Annotated in this window: 19 protein-coding genes; 8 read left to right on the forward strand and 11 right to left on the reverse strand. The window is 33.6% G+C overall.

Features of this window, described 5'->3' with window-relative positions:
* Positions 1 to 26: 26 nt before the first annotated feature.
* The 3 genes from KO515_RS06295 to trmB are packed head-to-tail and all read right to left on the reverse strand — an operon-like array spanning position 27 to position 1664.
* Positions 27 to 356 (reverse strand): MGMT family protein, encoded by a 330-nt coding sequence (locus KO515_RS06295; protein WP_215935513.1) that lies wholly within the window; start codon positions 354 to 356, stop codon positions 27 to 29.
* Positions 357 to 986: a LysE family transporter gene (locus tag KO515_RS06300; RefSeq protein WP_215935514.1), complete on the reverse strand. Its 630-nt coding sequence runs from the start codon at positions 984 to 986 to the stop codon at positions 357 to 359.
* A 3-nt stretch (positions 987 to 989) separates the two neighbouring features.
* Positions 990 to 1664 (reverse strand): tRNA (guanosine(46)-N7)-methyltransferase TrmB, encoded by a 675-nt coding sequence (gene trmB / locus KO515_RS06305; protein ID WP_215935515.1) that lies wholly within the window; start codon positions 1662 to 1664, stop codon positions 990 to 992.
* 101 nt (positions 1665 to 1765) lie between these two features.
* Here trmB and KO515_RS06310 point away from each other — a divergent pair, with 101 nt between their 5' ends.
* On the forward strand, positions 1766 to 2827 hold the full coding sequence (locus KO515_RS06310) for a glycosyltransferase (protein WP_215935516.1): 1062 nt from the start codon (positions 1766 to 1768) through the stop codon (positions 2825 to 2827).
* Here the strand turns inward: KO515_RS06310 and KO515_RS06315 are convergent.
* Both KO515_RS06315 and KO515_RS06320 read right to left on the reverse strand, forming a co-directional pair.
* Positions 2801 to 3844: a sensor histidine kinase gene (locus tag KO515_RS06315; RefSeq protein ID WP_215935517.1), complete on the reverse strand. Its 1044-nt coding sequence runs from the start codon at positions 3842 to 3844 to the stop codon at positions 2801 to 2803. The two genes, KO515_RS06310 and KO515_RS06315, sit on opposite strands and share 27 nt — an antisense overlap.
* Positions 3844 to 4530, reverse strand: a complete 687-nt coding sequence (locus KO515_RS06320) for a response regulator transcription factor (RefSeq protein ID WP_215935518.1) — start codon at positions 4528 to 4530, stop codon at positions 3844 to 3846. Before KO515_RS06320 ends, KO515_RS06315 begins: the two co-directional genes overlap by 1 nt.
* Before the next feature lie 230 nt (positions 4531 to 4760).
* Here KO515_RS06320 and KO515_RS06325 point away from each other — a divergent pair, with 230 nt between their 5' ends.
* Positions 4761 to 6392 (forward strand): T9SS type A sorting domain-containing protein, encoded by a 1632-nt coding sequence (locus tag KO515_RS06325; protein ID WP_215935519.1) that lies wholly within the window; start codon positions 4761 to 4763, stop codon positions 6390 to 6392.
* Positions 6393 to 6467: 75 nt separating this feature from the next.
* Positions 6468 to 7448, forward strand: coding sequence for an acyl transferase (locus KO515_RS06330; protein WP_215935520.1), 981 nt, complete (start codon positions 6468 to 6470; stop codon positions 7446 to 7448).
* A gap of 254 nt (positions 7449 to 7702) precedes the next feature.
* Here the strand turns inward: KO515_RS06330 and tyrS are convergent, their stop codons facing one another.
* On the reverse strand, positions 7703 to 9013 hold the full coding sequence (gene tyrS, locus KO515_RS06335; RefSeq protein WP_215935521.1) for a tyrosine--tRNA ligase: 1311 nt from the start codon (positions 9011 to 9013) through the stop codon (positions 7703 to 7705).
* 100 nt (positions 9014 to 9113) lie between these two features.
* On the opposite strand from tyrS, the gene KO515_RS06340 reads away from it, so the two are divergent.
* Entirely contained in the window at positions 9114 to 10190 is a 1077-nt protein-coding gene (locus KO515_RS06340; protein ID WP_354668269.1) for an NAD-dependent epimerase/dehydratase family protein, read from the forward strand.
* On the opposite strand, the gene KO515_RS06345 is transcribed toward KO515_RS06340, so the two are convergent.
* From KO515_RS06345 to KO515_RS06355, 3 genes are read right to left on the reverse strand one after another with little or no spacing between them, the layout of a single operon-like run.
* Positions 10177 to 10656 (reverse strand): DUF4296 domain-containing protein, encoded by a 480-nt coding sequence (locus KO515_RS06345; protein ID WP_215935522.1) that lies wholly within the window; start codon positions 10654 to 10656, stop codon positions 10177 to 10179. The two genes, KO515_RS06340 and KO515_RS06345, sit on opposite strands and share 14 nt — an antisense overlap.
* Position 10657: 1 nt before the next feature.
* A complete protein-coding gene (locus KO515_RS06350; RefSeq protein ID WP_215935523.1) occupies positions 10658 to 12001 on the reverse strand; it encodes a dihydroorotase in 1344 nt (447 codons plus the stop codon).
* 7 nt (positions 12002 to 12008) lie between these two features.
* The gene (locus KO515_RS06355) at positions 12009 to 12728 is read right to left on the reverse strand and encodes a polyprenol monophosphomannose synthase (protein WP_215935524.1); all 720 of its coding nucleotides are present in this window, start codon (positions 12726 to 12728) and stop codon (positions 12009 to 12011) included.
* A 146-nt stretch (positions 12729 to 12874) separates the two neighbouring features.
* Here KO515_RS06355 and KO515_RS06360 point away from each other — a divergent pair, with 146 nt between their 5' ends.
* Both KO515_RS06360 and KO515_RS06365 read left to right on the forward strand, forming a co-directional pair.
* A complete protein-coding gene (locus tag KO515_RS06360) occupies positions 12875 to 13525 on the forward strand; it encodes a DUF4271 domain-containing protein (RefSeq protein ID WP_215935525.1) in 651 nt (216 codons plus the stop codon).
* 17 nt (positions 13526 to 13542) lie between these two features.
* Positions 13543 to 14292 carry a uroporphyrinogen-III synthase gene (locus tag KO515_RS06365; protein ID WP_215935526.1) on the forward strand — a complete coding sequence of 250 codons (750 nt, stop codon included), beginning with the start codon at positions 13543 to 13545 and terminating at the stop codon, positions 14290 to 14292.
* A 78-nt stretch (positions 14293 to 14370) separates the two neighbouring features.
* Here KO515_RS06365 and pckA read toward each other — a convergent pair whose 3' ends face one another.
* Both pckA and KO515_RS06375 read right to left on the reverse strand, forming a co-directional pair.
* Positions 14371 to 15987, reverse strand: a complete 1617-nt coding sequence (pckA, locus tag KO515_RS06370; RefSeq protein ID WP_215935527.1) for a phosphoenolpyruvate carboxykinase (ATP) — start codon at positions 15985 to 15987, stop codon at positions 14371 to 14373.
* A gap of 65 nt (positions 15988 to 16052) precedes the next feature.
* Complete coding sequence (locus KO515_RS06375) at positions 16053 to 16442, reverse strand: DUF423 domain-containing protein (RefSeq protein WP_215935528.1); 390 nt, start codon at positions 16440 to 16442, stop codon at positions 16053 to 16055.
* A gap of 109 nt (positions 16443 to 16551) precedes the next feature.
* On the opposite strand from KO515_RS06375, the gene KO515_RS06380 reads away from it, so the two are divergent.
* Together KO515_RS06380 and KO515_RS06385 are read left to right on the forward strand one after the other, a co-directional pair.
* Positions 16552 to 17916 carry a saccharopine dehydrogenase family protein gene (locus tag KO515_RS06380; protein ID WP_215935529.1) on the forward strand — a complete coding sequence of 455 codons (1365 nt, stop codon included), beginning with the start codon at positions 16552 to 16554 and terminating at the stop codon, positions 17914 to 17916.
* 161 nt (positions 17917 to 18077) lie between these two features.
* A complete protein-coding gene (locus KO515_RS06385) occupies positions 18078 to 18599 on the forward strand; it encodes a hypothetical protein (RefSeq protein ID WP_215935530.1) in 522 nt (173 codons plus the stop codon).
* The last annotated feature ends 56 nt before the right edge of the window (positions 18600 to 18655 follow it).

Raw genomic sequence — 18655 nt, forward strand, 5'->3', positions numbered from 1 at the left:
GATTTTAACTGACTATTAAAACAGTATTACAATTCCTCTGCAGGATCCCAATAGACAGCATCTAAATTCTGAATTTGATTTTCAACCACCTCAATGCCTTCACTTTCTAAAAGCTGTTGCATTAAATTAGTACCTTCAAAATGATGCTTACCTGTTAATAGCCCTTTTCTATTTACAACGCGGTGTGCTGGCACATCTTTTCCATGAGACCCATTCATGGCGTAACCCACAATTCTAGCGCTTTTACCAGCTCCTAAATATTTGGCTATGGCGCCATAACTGGTGACTTTTCCATAAGGAATTTTCTTGGCGACCTCATATACTTTTTCGAAAAAACTAAGCGTTTCAGGTTGCATTTAGAATTCCTTTAAGATATTAATAAATGTAATTAAAGAAACAAGTCCGGTGATAATACCAATACTGAGATTCATGCTTTTTTGAGACGAAAATTTGCTATCTTTTATCTTATCAAAAAAGAAAATATAAAAATATAGCATTACAAATGTACCGGTGGCTGCACCAGTTACGTAGGTAACAATACTTAATTTTTGAAAATCCATCCAACCAAAAGACACCAAAGTAATGGTCATATAAGCCTGATATGGAATCGGGAAAATATTGAGCGCGGATAGCAACATCCCATGCAATAATCTGCCGTGTTTACTTTTTATTTCCGCCTCTTCTTTTACTTCTTCCTCTCTAGAAGCTAATACTAAAAAATATATGGTAATCAATACAAATATCACAAAAGCAACACGTCTTAAGATTTCTACAATATCAGCGTGGTTAGACAAATACCTCGCAAAAATTGCGGCTACATACGTTTGAATATAAACAACAATGCAAACACCTGTAGAAAACATGATGCCACGACCTGCACCCTCCTTTAAGCTAATTCTTGCTGCTGTCATATTTAACAATCCTGGTGGAATAACACCAATCATAGCGACAAAAAGTCCAAGAAAAAAAATGACAGTTATACTCAAACTTTAGTTGATTTTGAATCTAATATACGTAATTGCTTTGTCTTTCTCTAAATACTGACTTTCGTAAAAAGTTTGAATTTCAGTAACTTCCTCAGGACTGCCTTCTAATTTATAAACATTATGATTAGCGTATAGTACTTCCAATCCTAGACCATGTAGTAAGCCAAGCGTGTAACCGTGCATAAATTCGCTATCGGTTTTTAGATGCATTAATCCACCTGGTTTTAATACTTTTTTATAGCGCTCTAAAAACTGCAAATTAGTCATTCGGTGTTTTGTACGCTGGTATTTTATTTGCGGATCTGGAAATGTAATCCAAATTTCATCGACCTCATTTTCAGCAAACACACGATCAATAAGTTCTATTTGAGTTCGTATAAATGCAGCATTAGGAATACCTTCTTCAATTGCCGTTTTTGCACCTCTCCAAAAGCGTGCTCCTTTAATATCAATGCCAACATAATTCTTATCTGCATTACGTTTTGCTAAACCAACCGTGTATTCTCCTTTACCACACCCCAATTCTAATACCAATGGATTGTGGTTTTTAAAAACGTCAGATTTCCATTTTCCTTTTAATTTATACGTTGCATCCACCAATTCTTCACGTGTTGGTTGATACACATTATGAAAGGTTTCGTTTTCTCTAAAGCGTTTAAGTTTGTTTTTACTTCCCACTAATTATCGATTTATTAATAATTCGGTAAAATTAAGCAAACATTTTAGGTTTACCTTTGTTAAACACAACCTAATCTACAAATTAGAAATATTGATATAAGGTGAATTCAAAAAAAAGGATTTTAGTTGCTCCACTAAATTGGGGATTAGGGCATTCTACACGATGTATTCCTATTATAAATGCTTTAATCGAAAATGGGTTTGAACCTGTTATTGCAAGTGATGGTATTGCTTTAGAATTATTAAAAAAAGAATTCCCAACACTAAGTGCTTTTGAATTACCTTCCTACAACATTACGTATGCTAAAAAAGCAAATGGCTTTAAAATTAAATTGATAAAAGATTCACCTCATCTTTTAAAAACTATTAAACGCGAAAAAAAAGTCATTGAAAGCTTAATTGACAAAGAACAGATTTCTGGCATCATCTCAGATAATAGATTTGGAGTGAGACATAAAGGCATCCCTTCGGTATTTATTACGCATCAATTACGTGTTTTAAGTGGAAATACGACTTGGCTGAGCAGCAAATTGCATCAAAAAATAATTGCAAAATTTAATGAATGTTGGGTTCCTGATCATTTGGGAGTTAATAATTTGAGTGGTGAATTAGGTCATCCTGAAAATTATATGGCGCCTGTTAAATATTTAGGGGCTTTAACCCGATTTAAAAAGCTAGATGTAGAAGCGGAATACAATTTACTTGTTTTACTCTCTGGACCTGAACCGCAGCGAACATTTTTAGAAGAAAAACTTTTAGCAGAATTAAAACACTACGAAGGTCGTGTACTTTTTGTTAAAGGAAAAGTAGAACCTGAGCAACACAAAACGATTGTAGACCATATTGAAATCTACAATTACATGACCAGTGAGCAGCTTGAAATCTCTATAAATAAAAGTGACTTAATTCTCAGCAGATCGGGTTACACCACTATAATGGATTTAGAAAAACTTGAAAAGAAAGCATTTTTTATACCAACTCCAGGGCAATTTGAACAAGAGTATTTAGCGAAACGACTCTCTACAGAAGGTATTGCCCCTTATTGTCTTCAAGATGATTTTGATGTAAATATGCTATCGGAAATGGATAAGTTTAGTGGTTTTAAATCTCAAGAATACCATCTAAATTACAAGAAGTTATTTGGACTTTTCGAGTGTAAATGAAAACTCACTACCGACTCCTAATTCGCTTTCTATATAAATTTTTTCTTCGTGGGCCTCAATGATATGCTTTACGATAGACAAACCTAATCCAGATCCACCTTCTTTACGAGAACCACTTTTATCTACACGATAGAAACGTTCAAATAAACGCTGAAGATTGGCTTTTGCAATACCTTCCCCATTATCTGTTACTCGTATAATGGCTTTATTTTTAATAAGATTCTCTATACTAACTTCTGTAGTCCCTTTTTCGCGTCCGTATTTTATAGAGTTTACTACAAGATTAGTTAATACTTGTTGAATACGTTCTTTATCTGCATAAACCATAATTGGTTCAGGGTAATTGATATCAAAAGTTAAGGTAATATTTTTCTTAGCGGACTTCATTTCAAAAAGATCGAACACATTTTGAACGACCTTCACCATATCAAAATTCTCTTTTTCCAAACTCAAATCACCAACTTCTAGTTTGGTAATCATGTCTAAGTCTTTTATAATATACGTTAGTCGCTCAACTCCTTTAGTCGCTCTTGCTAAGTACTTTTTCTTAATCTTATCATCGTCTATTTCTCCTTCTAACAACGTCAGTAAATAACTTTGAACTGTAAATAATGGTGTTTTTAGTTCGTGAGAGACATTGCCAATAAACTCTTTTCTATATTCTTCTCTAATCTTTAGAGTTTCAATTTCAAACTTTTTGTTTTTAGCGTATTTATCAATTTCTTTGGTTAATGTCCCCATATCTGTAGTTATGGGTTGCTGCCTTAAGCTCGTTGATTCTAGTAGTGTAAGATCATCATAGATTTTTTTAACACGTCTGTAAATAAAACGTTCAACTCTATATTGAATGATAATAAAAGTAAACGGAAAACATATAAACGGATAAAAAACAAGATGCCAATTAATAACATGATAATGATGCAAGAAGACACCAACAAGTAACGTTGTAAACAACGTAACGTATAGCGCTGTTCGCAAAGCAAATTTATAGGATTTCTTAAGGGTTTTATGCTGCATTAGTCTACAAACTTGTAACCAACACCTTTGACAGTTTTAAAGGATTTATCTCCTATTTTTTCACGTAGTTTTCTGATATGGACATCAATGGTTCTTCCTCCCACAACAACTTCATTTCCCCAGACTTTATCTAAAATCTCGTCACGTTTAAAAACCTTACCTGGTTTGGTTGCTAGCAAAGATAACAATTCAAACTCTTTTCTTGGCAAAGCTGTTTCTTTACCGTTAATGGTAATTTTATATTCCTCTTTATAGATTATTAAATCACCTATTTCCATAACGGTTTCAACACTACTTTCAGAATGTTTCAAACGTCTTAATAAAGCTTTCACTTTACTAATTAGAACTTTTGGTTTTATAGGTTTTGCGATATAATCATCTGCTCCAGCTTCAAAACCAGCGACCTGAGAATAATCCTCACCTCTCGCCGTTAAAAACGTAATAATGGTGTCACTTAGATTAGGCTCCTCTCTAATGCGTTCACACGCTTCAATACCATCCATTTTTGGCATCATTACATCAATTATAATTAAATGAGGCTGGTGTTTCTTCGCCAATTTAACGGCTTCTTCCCCGTTTTCCCCTTTAATAACCTGATAGCCTTCAGTAGATAAATTAAAACCTACTATTTCTAAAATATCTAGGTCATCATCAACCAACAATATTTTAATGTCTTTCTTTTTCAATTGAATTACGTTTTAAATAAATGTAAATATAAATTATATCTCTATTAACTACTGATAAATATGTAATTGATAACAATTCCCTAACATTGAAATTCTAAAATCTTGACTATTAGAAACACCTGAAATTTACGATGTTATCATATTGTAAAATGACAAGTATTAACGATTCTGATTATTAAAGTTGAGGATTTGTTGTTATATTTGTTACTTAACATTTATAAAATAAAATTATGAAAAAAATTTACTTTTTATTATTTACATTACTAGTAGCTTCCTTTTCTTTTGGACAGGACCTAATAGTTAATGGTACTTTTGAATCTTGGGATGATGCTAATAATCCAACAGGATGGACCAAAGCTGAAAACGTAGATCAAGAATCTTCAGAGACACATGGTGGTGATTATTCTGCAAAACACACTGGAGATGGCACAAAAGATTTATCACAAACTATTGCTGGTATTACTCCAGGAAATATGTATACACTTTCTATGTGGTATAAAGTTGAGTCTGGTGATGATACAGATGCTAGAATCTGGTCAAAGTGGTCAACAGATGGTACTGTAGATCATGTTACTGATGCAGATGTTTTACAAGGTGTTGGAGAAACAGGGTATTTTGACAATAACGGAAATGTATGGACAGAATATTCTGTAACAGTTACTGCTCCTGCTGGAGTTAACGAATTTTATTTTGAAGTTAGAACCTATAGTGGTGCTGTAGTTTACTGGGATGATTTCTCTTTTGTAGAGCAAGTTGTTACAACACCTGGTATAAGTATAACAAGCCCTGCTACAAACACTGCTTACGCTCCGGGTACAACATCAGTAGATGTTGAGTTCTCTACAGTAAATTTAGCCGGTGGAGAAAGTGTAACAGTAACAGTTAATGGAGATGCTACAGAAAACGCAACAAGCCCATTTACAATTGCAACTACAGATGGTGAAACTTACGATGTTACTGTTGATTTAATGAACGGTGTTACTAGTATAGATTCTGATATGATTACATTTAGTGTTGCTTCTTTAAATGAAGTTGCAAACATTACTGAATTGAGAGCAAGTACGCTTGGTGGCACGTACGAATTAACAGGTGAAGCTATTATATCTTATATTGTTACTGAAGGTACAAGAAACCAAAAATACATTCAAGATGGTGGTGCAGGAATCTTAATCGATGATACTGCTGGTACATTAAGTACTACTTTTAGTTATGGTGATGGTATTACAGGATTAAAAGGACAGTTAACTGAGTACGCTGGAACACTTCAGTTCGTACCAACTGAAAATGTAGCAAGTGCATCTTCTACAGGTAATACAGTAACTCCTATCGTGGTTAGTGTATCTGATCTTTTAACAAATGGAGAAAACTACGAAAGCCGTTTAATAACTATAAACAGTGCTACTTTTGCTGATTCTGGTTCATTTACAGACAACACGAATTACAACATTTCTGAAGGTGCTGATACTACGGTATGTAGAGTTGCATTCGGTGATGAAGATTTAATTGGTACTGCGATACCTGCAACTGCAGTAAGCATTACAGGTTTAGGTGGTGAATTTAACGGTGCGTATCAAATTTTCCCTAGATATATTAGTGATATTGCTGAACCATTAAGTGTAAACAACTATAACGCTAATACATTTAGCTTATACCCTAACCCAACAAACACTGGGTCAGTTTCAATCTCTTCTACAAATAGTGATGCTATTTCTGTACAAGTATTTGATATCTTAGGTAAGCAAGTTAAAAACCAAACATTAACAAACAACACGTTAAATGTTGCTAACTTAAAGTCTGGTGTTTATATCGTAAAAATTACGCAAAACAATGCTTCTACTACTAAGAAGTTAGTAATTAAGTAAGTATCTATTTTAACACTTATTAAAAGCGTCTCGAAAATTTTCGAGACGCTTTTTTATTTTCCATATTTTTGCAGCATGATATCTAAAGATGCTATTTTTAATATAAAATCTAATGCCGAATTCGATGCATTAGCTTTGGACGTTTTTAAATTTCAATTTAAAAACAACAAGGTCTATCGCTCCTTTTGCGATTTATTATACAAACATCCGTCAGGTATCAAACAAGTCTCTGAAATTCCTTTTTTGCCTATTCAGTTTTTTAAATCTCATGAGGTTTTAAGTACGTCTTCATCGGTTCAAAAAACATTTAGCAGCTCTGGTACAACAGGAAGCATAACGAGCAAACATTTAGTGTCAGACTTAAGCCTATACGAAGAGAGTTACCTTAAAGCTTTTAAGCACTTTTATGGAAATATTGAAGACTATGTCGTCTTGGCATTATTACCTTCCTATTTAGAACGCGATGGTTCTTCGCTGATCTATATGGTCAATGATTTAATTGAGAAGTCGAATCAAACTGAAAGTGGATTCTACCTCAATAACCTTGAAGAATTAGCACAGACATTAAAAGTACTTGAAGCTAAACAACAAAAAACATTACTCATAGGAGTTTCCTTTGCCTTATTAGATTTAGTTGAAGCTTATCAATTCGACTTAAAGCATACCACAATTATGGAAACTGGTGGTATGAAAGGCAGACGTAAAGAAATTATTCGTCAAGAGTTACATCAAACCTTACAAACGGGTTTTGGGGTCCATCAAATACATAGCGAATATGGCATGACCGAACTTTTAAGTCAGGCATATTCTAAAGGTCATGGTATTTTTGAATGTCCACCTTGGATGAAAATACTAACGCGTGATACCGAGGATGCACTCACCATCCAAAACCCCAATAAAACAGGAGGTATTAATGTTATTGATTTAGCCAACTTAAATTCGTGTTCATTTATCGCCACTCAAGATTTAGGTAAAGTCGATAATAATGGCCTTTTTGAAATCATTGGAAGATTCGATAATTCAGATATTAGAGGTTGTAATTTAATGGCACTTTAAGCTAAAATTGCATGTAAACTGAAAGGAAAAGTCGACTGTGTTCCGCCTCCTTCTATAATCTTATTATTTTTATTGTAAGGAAATAAATTTATAGACGACTTAACAATAGCTATGAAAAAGTAAGATTTTCAAAGTTGATTGATTGGTTAGAAGTGTCCAAAGTAATTTTGGGCACTTTTTTTATATAAAAAAAGACTTATTAGGTTTTATACACTTAATAAGTCTCAATTTATTTTAAATTTTATAACTACGATTTACACCACTTCCAATATGAAGTTAGTTTTCTTTCCTCTACTTAGAATGATATATTTATCGTGAATTAAATCTTCAGAAGATAAGATATAATCCTCTTTCACTTTTTCTTTATTTACTGCAATAGCATTTTCCTTTAAGGCACGTCTTGCATCACCATTAGAGCTTAAGAAATTTGTTTTCGCTGCCAATGCACCAATCATATCGACACCTTCACTAAATTCAGTTTTAGAAATCTGAGCATGTTTTACACCTTCAAAAACATCTAAAAATAAAGATTCTGACAATTGTTTAATTTCATTTTTAAAATCTTTACTAAACAATATTTTAGAAGCTTTTATAGCATTATCATAGTCTTCTTGGCTGTGTACAAACACAGTAACTTCTTCAGCCAAACGTTTCTGTAATGCTCTAAACCCAGGGTTTTCATTATGCTCTGCTATTAAATTTTCAATCGTTTCTTTATCTAAAAACGTAAAAATCTTAATGTATTTTTCAGCATCTACATCTGTCGTATTTAACCAAAATTGGTAAAATTTATATACACTTGTTTTATCTGCATCCAACCAAACATTTCCACCTTCACTTTTACCAAATTTAGAACCGTCTGCTTTGGTAATTAAAGGACAAGTCATAGCATAAGCCTTTGCTTGGTCTTCACCATCATGCATACGTCTTACTAATTCTGTTCCTGTCGTAATATTTCCCCATTGGTCACTTCCTCCCATTTGTAATTTACACCCCATAGTTTTGTATAAATGGTGAAAATCATACCCTTGAATTAGTTGGTAGGTAAACTCAGTAAAACTCATACCCACACTACCTTCATCACCGCTTAAGCGTTTCTTTACAGAATCTTTAGCCATCATGTAATTAACAGTAATACGTTTACCGACGTCTCTCGCAAAATCAATAAAGCTAAAATCTTTCATCCAATCATAGTTGTTCACTAAAACTGGAGCATTTTTTTCAGTTGAATTAAAATCTAAAAAGCGAGATAATACACCTTTAATTCCAGCGACATTATGCGCTAAAGCGACTTCATCTAAAAGGTTACGCTCATCACTTTTCCCAGAAGGATCACCAATCATACCAGTAGCACCACCTACTAAAGCTACAGGCTTATGACCCGCTTTTTCTAAATGAACTAGTAAAATTATGGGCACTAAACTACCAATGTGTAACGAATCTGAAGTAGGATCAAAACCAATATAGGCAGTGGTCATCTCTTTGTCTAGTTGCTCTTCTGTTCCGGGCATGATATCGTGTACCATTCCTCTCCAACGTAATTCTTCTACAAACTTGTTTGCCATTATTTTTTAGTTTCAAATTGATTTGCGCAAAGATAGGTCTCCACCTTTAAAGACAAAAGACAATTTTAATTCAATTTAGCGATTCTAAAATTTATTAAATATGAAACTTATTTTATCGGATTTCTCATGTAAATTAAGGCTTAAAAAACTTAACTTTACCCCAATGATTCTAGTTACAGGAGGTACAGGTTTAGTGGGTTCGCATTTACTTTTACAACTTTTAAAAGGTGATGAACCGATTCGTGCGATATACCGACGAGATAAAACGCTATCTCGTGTAAAAAACGTCTTCTCCTACTTTTCAGATGATGCTGACATACTTTTTAATAAAATTGAGTGGGTTGAAGCCGATGTGAATGACATCCCTAAACTTCAGGATGCTTTTAAAAACATCACACATGTTTATCACTGTGCTGCCTTCATTTCTTTTGAACCTGATAAATATAGAGCCTTAAGACGGGTTAATATTGAGGGCACTGCCAATATTGTTAACTTATCTATAAGTCATCAGGTTAAAAAATTATGCTATGTAAGTACTATTGCTGCTATTGGACATCATAGTAATCCTAAAAAATTAATAGATGAACAAACCGAATGGAGTCCTGAAAACGATAACAGTATATACGCCATTACCAAGTACGGAGCTGAATTAGAAGTTTGGCGTGGCACGCAAGAAGGCTTAGATGCCGTGATTGTAAATCCAGGAATTATTTTAGGCGCTGGCTATTGGAATGATGGAGGGAGTGGCAGTTTTTTTCAACGAATTTATAACGGTGTGCCATATTATACTTCTGGTGTTACGGGTTATGTAGATGTTTGGGATGTCATCAATGTAATGGAAGAGCTAATGAAAAGTAGCGTTAAAAATGAAGGTTTTATTTTAGTCTCAGAAAATTTAAGCTTTAAATCCTTTTTTACAAAAACAGCATTAAATTTAGGAGTTAAACCTCCAAAAAAAGAAGCAAGCTCTTGGCTATTAGGAATTGGTTGGAGATTAGATTGGCTAAATCATAAGCTTTTTGGTAGCCGAAGACGTTTATCTAAACAAACAGCAAAATCTGCGGTAAGCAATACAAAATATGACGCTTCAAAAATAAAGAACAGTATCAATTTTGAATTCAAACCTATTGACACAAGTATAAAAGAAGTTAGTACGTTATTCCTTAAGAACCTTTAGGCTTTGATGTCTTTACATCTGCTGTATCTATTGCATTGGTCTTTACATTAGACTCTTTTGGCGTTCGTCGTTTTTTGGCAATTGAATCTCGACGTCTTTTTATAGAATCTGTTTCTAATTGTCTCACGTCTTCATAGCGTTCCTTTTCAAGTTCTAAACGCTCTTTTACATTGTCAACAATTTCTTTATACCCTTCGGTATCAAAAGCATAATACGAGTTGCTTTCAGCAAACCGAGCACTATCGACATTATGCTTTTTTAGAATATAAAATTCTGGATCAAGATCATTTTTTTCCAAACTTGATCGATTCACTCCTTTGGCTGCATTCATTACATATAAGTCATACAGCAAATCAGTCATTTGCGCTTTTGATATAAGATTATCCGGTTTTTCAGGTCTTTTAACACCATTACAGGCCACAATCAAAATACCTAATACCACAATAATACTGAGTCGCTTTAACATCTTATCTATTAAAAGTTAGTCGTTGTCCTGCTTTAACGTTTAAAACATTAAAATTGTTATACACCAATTGCCCATTTACAAACGTGTGTGTAATTCTACTTTTAAAAGTATTGCCTTCAAAAGGAGACCAACCACATTTATAAAGGATATTACTTTTATTAACGGTCCATGGGCTTTGAGGATCTACAATTACTAAATCGGCAAAATAACCTTCCTTTATATAACCGCGTTTTTCAACGTTGAATAATATAGCTGGATTATGACAGGCTTTCTCTACTATTTTTTCTACAGAAATTTTTCCTTGATGATGCGCTTCCATTAAAGCCATTAAGGCATGCTGCACTAATGGTCCACCTGAAGGAGCATTTGTATAGTTATTTGTTTTCTCTTCTAAAGTATGTGGAGCATGATCTGTAGCAATAACATCAATTCTGTCATCCAATAAAGCCTTCCAAAGTTGGTCTCTATCTTTTGCTGTTTTTACAGCCGGATTCCATTTAATATGACTTCCTTTTTTAGCATAATCTTCATCTGAAAACCACAAGTGATGCACACAAACCTCAGCCGTAATCTTTTTATCTTTTAATGGAATTTTATTAGAAAACAAACTCGTTTCTTTTCCTGTTGATAAATGAAACACATGCAATCGCGCTCCTGTTTTCTTTGCTAATTCAATTGCTTTTGAAGACGATAAATAACACGCCTCTTCGCTTCGGATTATAGGATGCATTTCCATTGGAATGTCATCACCGTATTCTGCTTTATATTTTGCTAAGTTGGCTTTAATGGTTGCTTCGTCTTCACAATGCACCGAAATCACCATATCTGTACTCGAAAATATTTTTTCAATCACCTTAGGATCATCAACCAGCATATTTCCTGTGGAAGACCCTAAAAACAATTTTAAACCAGCCACGGTTTTAGGATCTACTTTAAGAATTTCATCCAAATTATCATTGGTACCACCAAACATAAAAGAATAATTAGCATAAGATGAATTTGCAGCAATCTCAAATTTCTCTTCTAACTTTTCTACCGTTGTGGTTTGCGGATTGGTGTTTGGCATCTCTATAAACGAGGTAATACCACCAGCAATAGCCGCTTTAGATTCTGATTCTATATTGGCCTTATGCGTTAATCCTGGTTCTCTAAAATGTACTTGGTCGTCAATCATTCCGGGAAACACATAGTTTCCTTCAACATCAATAACCAACATATCTGCAGATTTAACACTTATAGATATATCAATCTCCTTTATAATATTATCTTCAATAAGAATATCGCCTTCAACAATCTTTCCTTCGTTGACAATTCTTGCGTTTTTTATGAGGGTATTTCGCTTCATGTATCTTTTACTTCGTAAATAAGCTTTTAATTTTTAAACTAATAACTCCAAAAATAGCTTCGGTAATAATACCTCCGCTCATCTTAGATTTACCTTTGGTTCTATCCTTAAAAATAACTGGTATTTCTACAATTTTAAAACCTTTTTTATAGGCTTTGAATTTCATTTCGATTTGAAAAGCATAGCCTACAAATTTAATTTTATTTAAGTTAATAGCTTCTAAAACTTCCTTTTTATAGCAAATAAAACCTGCCGTAGAGTCTTTAACCGTCATCCCAGTGATTAGCCTCACGTAACGCGAAGCTCCATAAGATAACAGAATTCGAGACAATGGCCAATTTACCACTGTAATTCCTTTAACGTATCGCGAACCTACAGCAATGTCTGCACCAGCAACGCAAGCGTTATATAACCTTGTTAAATCAGTAGGATTGTGTGAAAAATCAGCATCCATTTCAAAAATGTACTGATATGACCTTTTTAATGCCCATTCAAATCCGGCAATGTAGGCTGTACCCAAACCGCTCTTTTCTGTACGTTCCAAAAGAAATAATTGGTCCTTAAATTGGTGTTGCAAATTTTTAACGGTCTCAGCTGTTCCATCTGGTGAATTATCATCCACGATAAGCACATGAAAATCCTTTTGCTGTTCAAACACAGCTTTGATGATTGATTCTACATTTTCAATCTCATTATAGGTAGGGATTATGACAATTGCGTCAGACATTAACTCACTTTTAAATACGCTTTTGAGCGACTTTTATATTTTGAACAAAAATAAAGTTTTTAGCGGATTAAATACGAGAATTAACTTTTTTGATAGATATGAATAGTACTTATAATAGTCAGCTCAATTTTTTATAATTTAGCGGCATGCGAAATTATATAACACACGAGTGGTTTACCATTTTTACAATCATTGGATTGTTTACCATCGTGATTGCAAAATATTTAAATACGCTGCGTTTTAATGATTTCTTGTATGTTATTGGGAATTCTAAATATCTTAAAATATATGCTAAGGATCAAAAATTCATAGATCAATTTGATAGTTTTCTATTTGTAAACCTCTCGCTATCCTTAAGCATCTTTATTTATTTTACGTATAACGCTTTTGTAACACCTATTAGTTTTGAACTTATTACGTTCTTAAAATTGATGTTTGCCGTCTCTACAATAATAATTATAAAAACACTATTGGAGCGCTTAATAGGAAGCCTTTTTGAGATGGATAGCCTCATAGATGACTACTTATTTCAAAAAACAACCTTCAAGAATTTTTCTGGACTTATATTTTTAATAGCGAATTTGTTCCTGCTATATACCGATATAAGAATGAATATTGTAATAATCACCGCGTTATGTATTGTTTGTCTTATAAACGTGATTGGATTTCTATCTTCATTTAAAACACATCAAAAATTAATAAATCCAAATTTTTTCTATTTTTTATTGTATCTTTGCGCTCTCGAAATCGGGCCTTATATACTTTTATTTAAGGTAATTAGGGAGTATAACGTTTAAAAACACTCAGTTTACGTATGAAAGTGAAAACAATTTTAGTATCACAACCAGAGCCTAAAATAGAAAATTCCCCATACTTTGATTTGCAGGAAAAGCAAAAAGTAAAAGTGGACTTTAGACCCTTTATTCACGTTGAAGGAGTATCTTCTAAGGATGTGAGACAACAAAAAGTGGATCTTACGAAATTTACAGCCATCATACTTACAAGTAGAAACTCAGTCGATCATTTCTTTAGAGTTGCAGATGAAATGCGCTTTAAAGTACCAGATTCTATGAAGTATTTCTGCCAGTCTGAAGCTGTTGCTTATTATTTACAGAAGTACGTGGTTTATAGAAAACGTAAAATTTACGTTGGTAAACGTACGTTTGAAGATCTAATGCCATTGATTAAAAAATATAAAGACGAATCGTTTTTATTACCAACAACCGACAAAGTTAAACCTATTATACCTGAGTTATTAGATAACTTAGGTGTTAATTGGAAACAAGCTACATTTTATAAAACAGTCATCAGTGATTTATCTGATTTATCAAATGTCACATATGATATCCTAGTATTCTTTAGCCCATCTGGTATAGAATCTTTATTTCATAATTTCCCAGATTTCAAGCAAAACGAAACACGTATTGCTGTATTTGGAAACACCACTGTAAAAGCGGTAAAAGAAAAAGGATTGCGTGTAGATATTTCTGCACCAACACCTGAAACTCCATCTATGACTATGGCATTACAGAAGTATATTGATGCTGTAAATAAAGGAAAATAATAAAAGACATATTACTTTATAAAAAAAGCGATTCTAAATTTAGAATCGCTTTTTTAATTTATAAGAATTAGTATCTATCTAAAACGCGTAACGTTGTGGACCACCACGTCTCACTTCTTCAGACGCATAAGATTCAAACTTTTTAAAGTTCGCTCTAAAGGCATTCGATAATTTAAAGGCCATTTTATAATAAGCTTCATCATTATTCCAAGTCGTTCTTGGACTCAATACTTCTGTTGGTACACCAGGACATGTTCTTGGTTGTGCGACTCCAAATACCGAGTGAATATGATAATCCTCGTATGTATAATCCTTTAAATCCCCATTTAACGCGGCATTAATCATAGCACGTGTGTATTTTAATTTCATACGTGTACCAACTCCATAAGGGCCACCTGTCCAACCTGTATTGACCAACCACACATTAACGTTAGCCTCTTTCATTTTTTTGCTTAACATCTTAGCATATTCTGTTGGATGTAACGGCATAAATGGCGCACCAAAACAAGCTGAAAAACTTGGTACTGGTTCCACAACTCCTGCTTCTGTTCCAGCCACTTTAGCCGTATACCCAGAAATAAAATGATACGCAGCCTGACTTGGTGTTAATTTAGAAATCGGAGGTAACACTCCAAAGGCATCTGCAGTTAAGAAAAATATATTCTTAGGATTTTCACCAACAGAAGGTTTTCTAATATTATCAATATGATAAATTGGGTAACTTACTCTCGTATTTTGTGTAATAGACGTATCGGCAAAATCAACATTGCCATCAGCATCTAAAATAACATTTTCTAAAATTGCTCCCTTTCTAATAGCACCAAAAATCTCTGGTTCTTGTTCCTGAGACAAATTAATGACCTTAGCATAGCAACCTCCTTCAAAATTAAAAACGGTATTTTCTTTAGTCCATCCGTGTTCATCATCACCAATTAAACTACGATTCGGGTCTGTAGAAAGTGTTGTTTTGCCTGTTCCAGATAACCCAAAGAAAATAGCAGTATCGTCATTCTTACCAACATTAGCACTACAGTGCATTGGTAGCGTATTTTTAAACACCGGAAGAATAAAGTTTAAAGCAGAGAAGATCCCTTTTTTAATTTCACCAGTATAACCAGTTCCTCCGATTAATGCAATCTTACGAGTAAAGTCTAAAATAGCAAAGTTGTGTTGGCGTGTTTCATCTGCTTTTGGATCTGCCATAAAACCCGGAGCGTTTACAACCGTCCATTCTGGTGAAAAACTCTCTAATTCCTCTTCCGTTGGACGTAAAAACATGTTATATGCAAACATATTACTCCAAGGGTACTCATTAATGACTCTAATATTTAATTTGTAATCTTCGTCTGCACAGGCGTAACTATCTCGGACATAAATTTCTTTTTCAGATAAGTAATTAACTACTTTATCATAAAGCTTCTGAAACTTATCACTATCGAAAGCAATGTTGATATCTCCCCACCAAATTTTGTCTTTGGTAATATCATCTTTCACAATAAATCTATCCAATGGAGATCGACCTGTAAACTCACCTGTATTAACAGCTAAAGCTCCCGAAGAGGATTCAACTCCTTGCCCTGTAGAGATGGTTTTAGCATGAAGTTCATCTGAAGATAATTGATAATTTACTTTTGCGTTTTTGATTCCATATTGATCTAACGAAATCGTTTTCGTAAATTGGGTATGGTTTGCCATAATTTATGTATTATTTAGTGCTGCAAAATTAAAATTTTATTTTGAAAAAGCATGGTAGATTGGTATTAATCCTCTTGTTTTCTTATAATACCAATTAACATTACAACCCAAGCAATAATTAAAAGTAAGCCTCCAATTGGAGTAATCATAGCTATAGTCTTAAAGTCAAAGCTAGAAAGGGTATTTGTAGCTAACCCATAAATAGATCCTGAAAAGAAAATAAGACCTAAAAGCACTACATAAAAAATCGTTTTTTTCATTTTTAAACTCACAAATGATGTGCCGCCTAGGATGAGAAGCAAAAACGCGTGGTAGAGTTGATAACGCACACCGGTCTCAAAGGATTTAATAGCGTTAGAATCAACTAATTTCTCTAAACCATGTGCCGCAAAAGCTCCTAAAATAATCCCTAAAATTCCTACTACTGCTCCAGTTACTAATAGCTTCTTGTTCATAATTAAAACGTTAATTCGGTTTTTAATGCATCATGTATTTATTACATTCGTGCGAAGAATATATATAAGTATTTTCAACTCAACACAAAATTAGTTATATAAACTCATTATGCGAAACATATTAATTATTGGTGCAGGAAAATCGTGCTCCTATCTTATAAAATATTTACTCGATAAATCAGAAACCGAAAAACTTCATTTAACCATAGGAGATCTTAATGTTGATAATGCTAAAAAGCTAGTTGGCGATCATCCCAATACGAATGTAATTCATTTAGATGTATTTAATGCTGAATCTAGAGTTGCTGCGGTAAAAAAAGCAGACATTGTAGTTTCAATGCTTCCGGCACGTTTTCATATTGAAGTTGCTAAAGATTGTATTACTTATAAAAAGAATATGGTTACGGCGTCTTATGTGAGTCCAGAAATGCAGGCCTTAGATGCCGATGCTAAAGCTAACCATCTCATATTTATGAATGAAATTGGTGTCGATCCTGGCATTGACCATATGAGTGCTATGCACGTTATTGATCGCATTAGAGATAAAGGTGGAAAAATGATTTTATTTGAATCCTTTACTGGTGGTTTAGTAGCTCCGGAAAGTGATAACAACCTATGGAATTATAAATTTACTTGGAACCCAAGAAACGTCGTTGTGGCAGGGCAAGGTGGATCCGCTAAATTTTTACAAGAAAACCAATTCAAATATATTCCTTACAACCGATTATTTAGACGTACCGAATTTTTAGATGTTGAAGGTTATGGTCGTTTTGAAGGTTATGCCAATCGAGATTCCTTAAAATATCAGCATGTATATGGATTAGACCATGTAAAAACCTTATATCGTGGCACCATGAGACGTGTTGGTTTTAGTCGTGCTTGGAATGTTTTTGTACAACTAGGAATGACCGATGACAGTTACACTATTGATGATAGTATAAATATGAGTTACCGTGATTTTGTGAATTCTTTTTTACCGTACAGTCCAACGGATTCAGTGGAACTTAAATTTAGACATGCCCTTAAAATTGACCAAGATGATATTGTTTGGGAAAAATTCTTAGAGCTCGATATTTTTAATCCTAAAAAAATGGTAGAACTAGATAAAGGAACACCTGCGCAAATCCTTCAGAAAATCTTAATGGATAGCTGGACGCTTAGTCCAGATGATAAAGACATGATTGTAATGTACCATAAATTTGGATATGAACTAAAAGGAGAAAAACATCAAATTGATGCTACTATGGTGACACTTGGCAAAGACCAAACCTATACAGCAATGGCTAAAACTGTTGGTTTACCAGTCGCTATAGCCACATTAGCGATCCTCAATGGAAACATTAAAACACCTGGAGTTCAAATTCCAATTACAAAAGAGGTTTATTCTCCAATTTTAAAGGAATTAGAAGCCTATGATATTATTTTTAAAGAGTATGACGTACCTTATTTAGGGTATAACCCGCTTAATCTCTAAAATACATTGTGATTATTTTAATTGTAGCGAGATCATAACAGTTATTAAAAAAATTGTATATTGACCCTTTAACAAGCCCCAAACCAAATAATTACACCAATTTAACTAAGCAATTTAGTCGTCCTAGTGACTTCTATAGTATAGTTTTTAAAGCCACAACCATGAAACACCTACACCTACTCCAAATTTTCGTTTTAGCACTTTTTATGATGTCATGTAGTGACGATGACAATGATAGCACACAACCTCTCAACGACAACCCAGGCATGGCTGCCACTATAAACGGAGGGACTTTTAACGATTACACATTTACAGATGGAACTTATAACATTTCCTTAGGAACTAATGGAAATACCATGAGTATTGATATTGCAGATCTTAGTGGAAATCAGGTGACTCTATTTTTAAACGGTACTGGCGATTTTGACTCTGGTACAGTAAAGACCATGGGAGATATAGATTCTAATAATTTTATTACGTATGCACTTATAAGACAAGCCAGCCCTCAAAATAGCTATTATTCTTCTTCAGGAAATGTAACTATTACGAGCAATAGAGCGCATCCTACAGAAACTGGAATTCGCCTTATTTCTGGAGATTTTGATATTACAGCTAGTACTTTAGATGACGCCAATACGACCACATTAATAGGGTCTTTCACAGAATTAGAATACGAAAATTAACTAGATCACATTATATTATCTTGAATTTTAAATTGTTATTTTTAACTTCTAAGATC

Origin of the sequence: Winogradskyella psychrotolerans (genome assembly GCF_018860545.1) — a bacterium.
Lineage (GTDB): Bacteria > Bacteroidota > Bacteroidia > Flavobacteriales > Flavobacteriaceae > Winogradskyella > Winogradskyella psychrotolerans_A.

Bases quoted from the DNA above. Each gene is read 5' to 3' on its own strand.
- KO515_RS06295 (WP_215935513.1), bottom strand. From the start codon at position 356: ATGCAACCTGAAACGCTTAGTTTTTTCGAAAAAGTATATGAGGTCGCC.
- KO515_RS06315 (WP_215935517.1), bottom strand. From the start codon at position 3,844: ATGCAGCATAAAACCCTTAAGAAATCCTATAAATTTGCTTTGCGAACA.
- KO515_RS06325 (WP_215935519.1), top strand. From the start codon at position 4,761: ATGAAAAAAATTTACTTTTTATTATTTACATTACTAGTAGCTTCCTTT.
- KO515_RS06330 (WP_215935520.1), top strand. From the start codon at position 6,468: ATGATATCTAAAGATGCTATTTTTAATATAAAATCTAATGCCGAATTC.
- tyrS (WP_215935521.1), bottom strand. From the start codon at position 9,013: ATGGCAAACAAGTTTGTAGAAGAATTACGTTGGAGAGGAATGGTACAC.
- KO515_RS06340 (WP_354668269.1), top strand. From the start codon at position 9,114: ATGAAACTTATTTTATCGGATTTCTCATGTAAATTAAGGCTTAAAAAA.
- KO515_RS06345 (WP_215935522.1), bottom strand. From the start codon at position 10,656: ATGTTAAAGCGACTCAGTATTATTGTGGTATTAGGTATTTTGATTGTG.
- KO515_RS06350 (WP_215935523.1), bottom strand. From the start codon at position 12,001: ATGAAGCGAAATACCCTCATAAAAAACGCAAGAATTGTCAACGAAGGA.
- KO515_RS06355 (WP_215935524.1), bottom strand. From the start codon at position 12,728: ATGTCTGACGCAATTGTCATAATCCCTACCTATAATGAGATTGAAAAT.
- KO515_RS06360 (WP_215935525.1), top strand. From the start codon at position 12,875: ATGCGAAATTATATAACACACGAGTGGTTTACCATTTTTACAATCATT.
- KO515_RS06365 (WP_215935526.1), top strand. From the start codon at position 13,543: ATGAAAGTGAAAACAATTTTAGTATCACAACCAGAGCCTAAAATAGAA.
- pckA (WP_215935527.1), bottom strand. From the start codon at position 15,987: ATGGCAAACCATACCCAATTTACGAAAACGATTTCGTTAGATCAATAT.
- KO515_RS06375 (WP_215935528.1), bottom strand. From the start codon at position 16,442: ATGAACAAGAAGCTATTAGTAACTGGAGCAGTAGTAGGAATTTTAGGG.
- KO515_RS06380 (WP_215935529.1), top strand. From the start codon at position 16,552: ATGCGAAACATATTAATTATTGGTGCAGGAAAATCGTGCTCCTATCTT.
- KO515_RS06385 (WP_215935530.1), top strand. From the start codon at position 18,078: ATGAAACACCTACACCTACTCCAAATTTTCGTTTTAGCACTTTTTATG.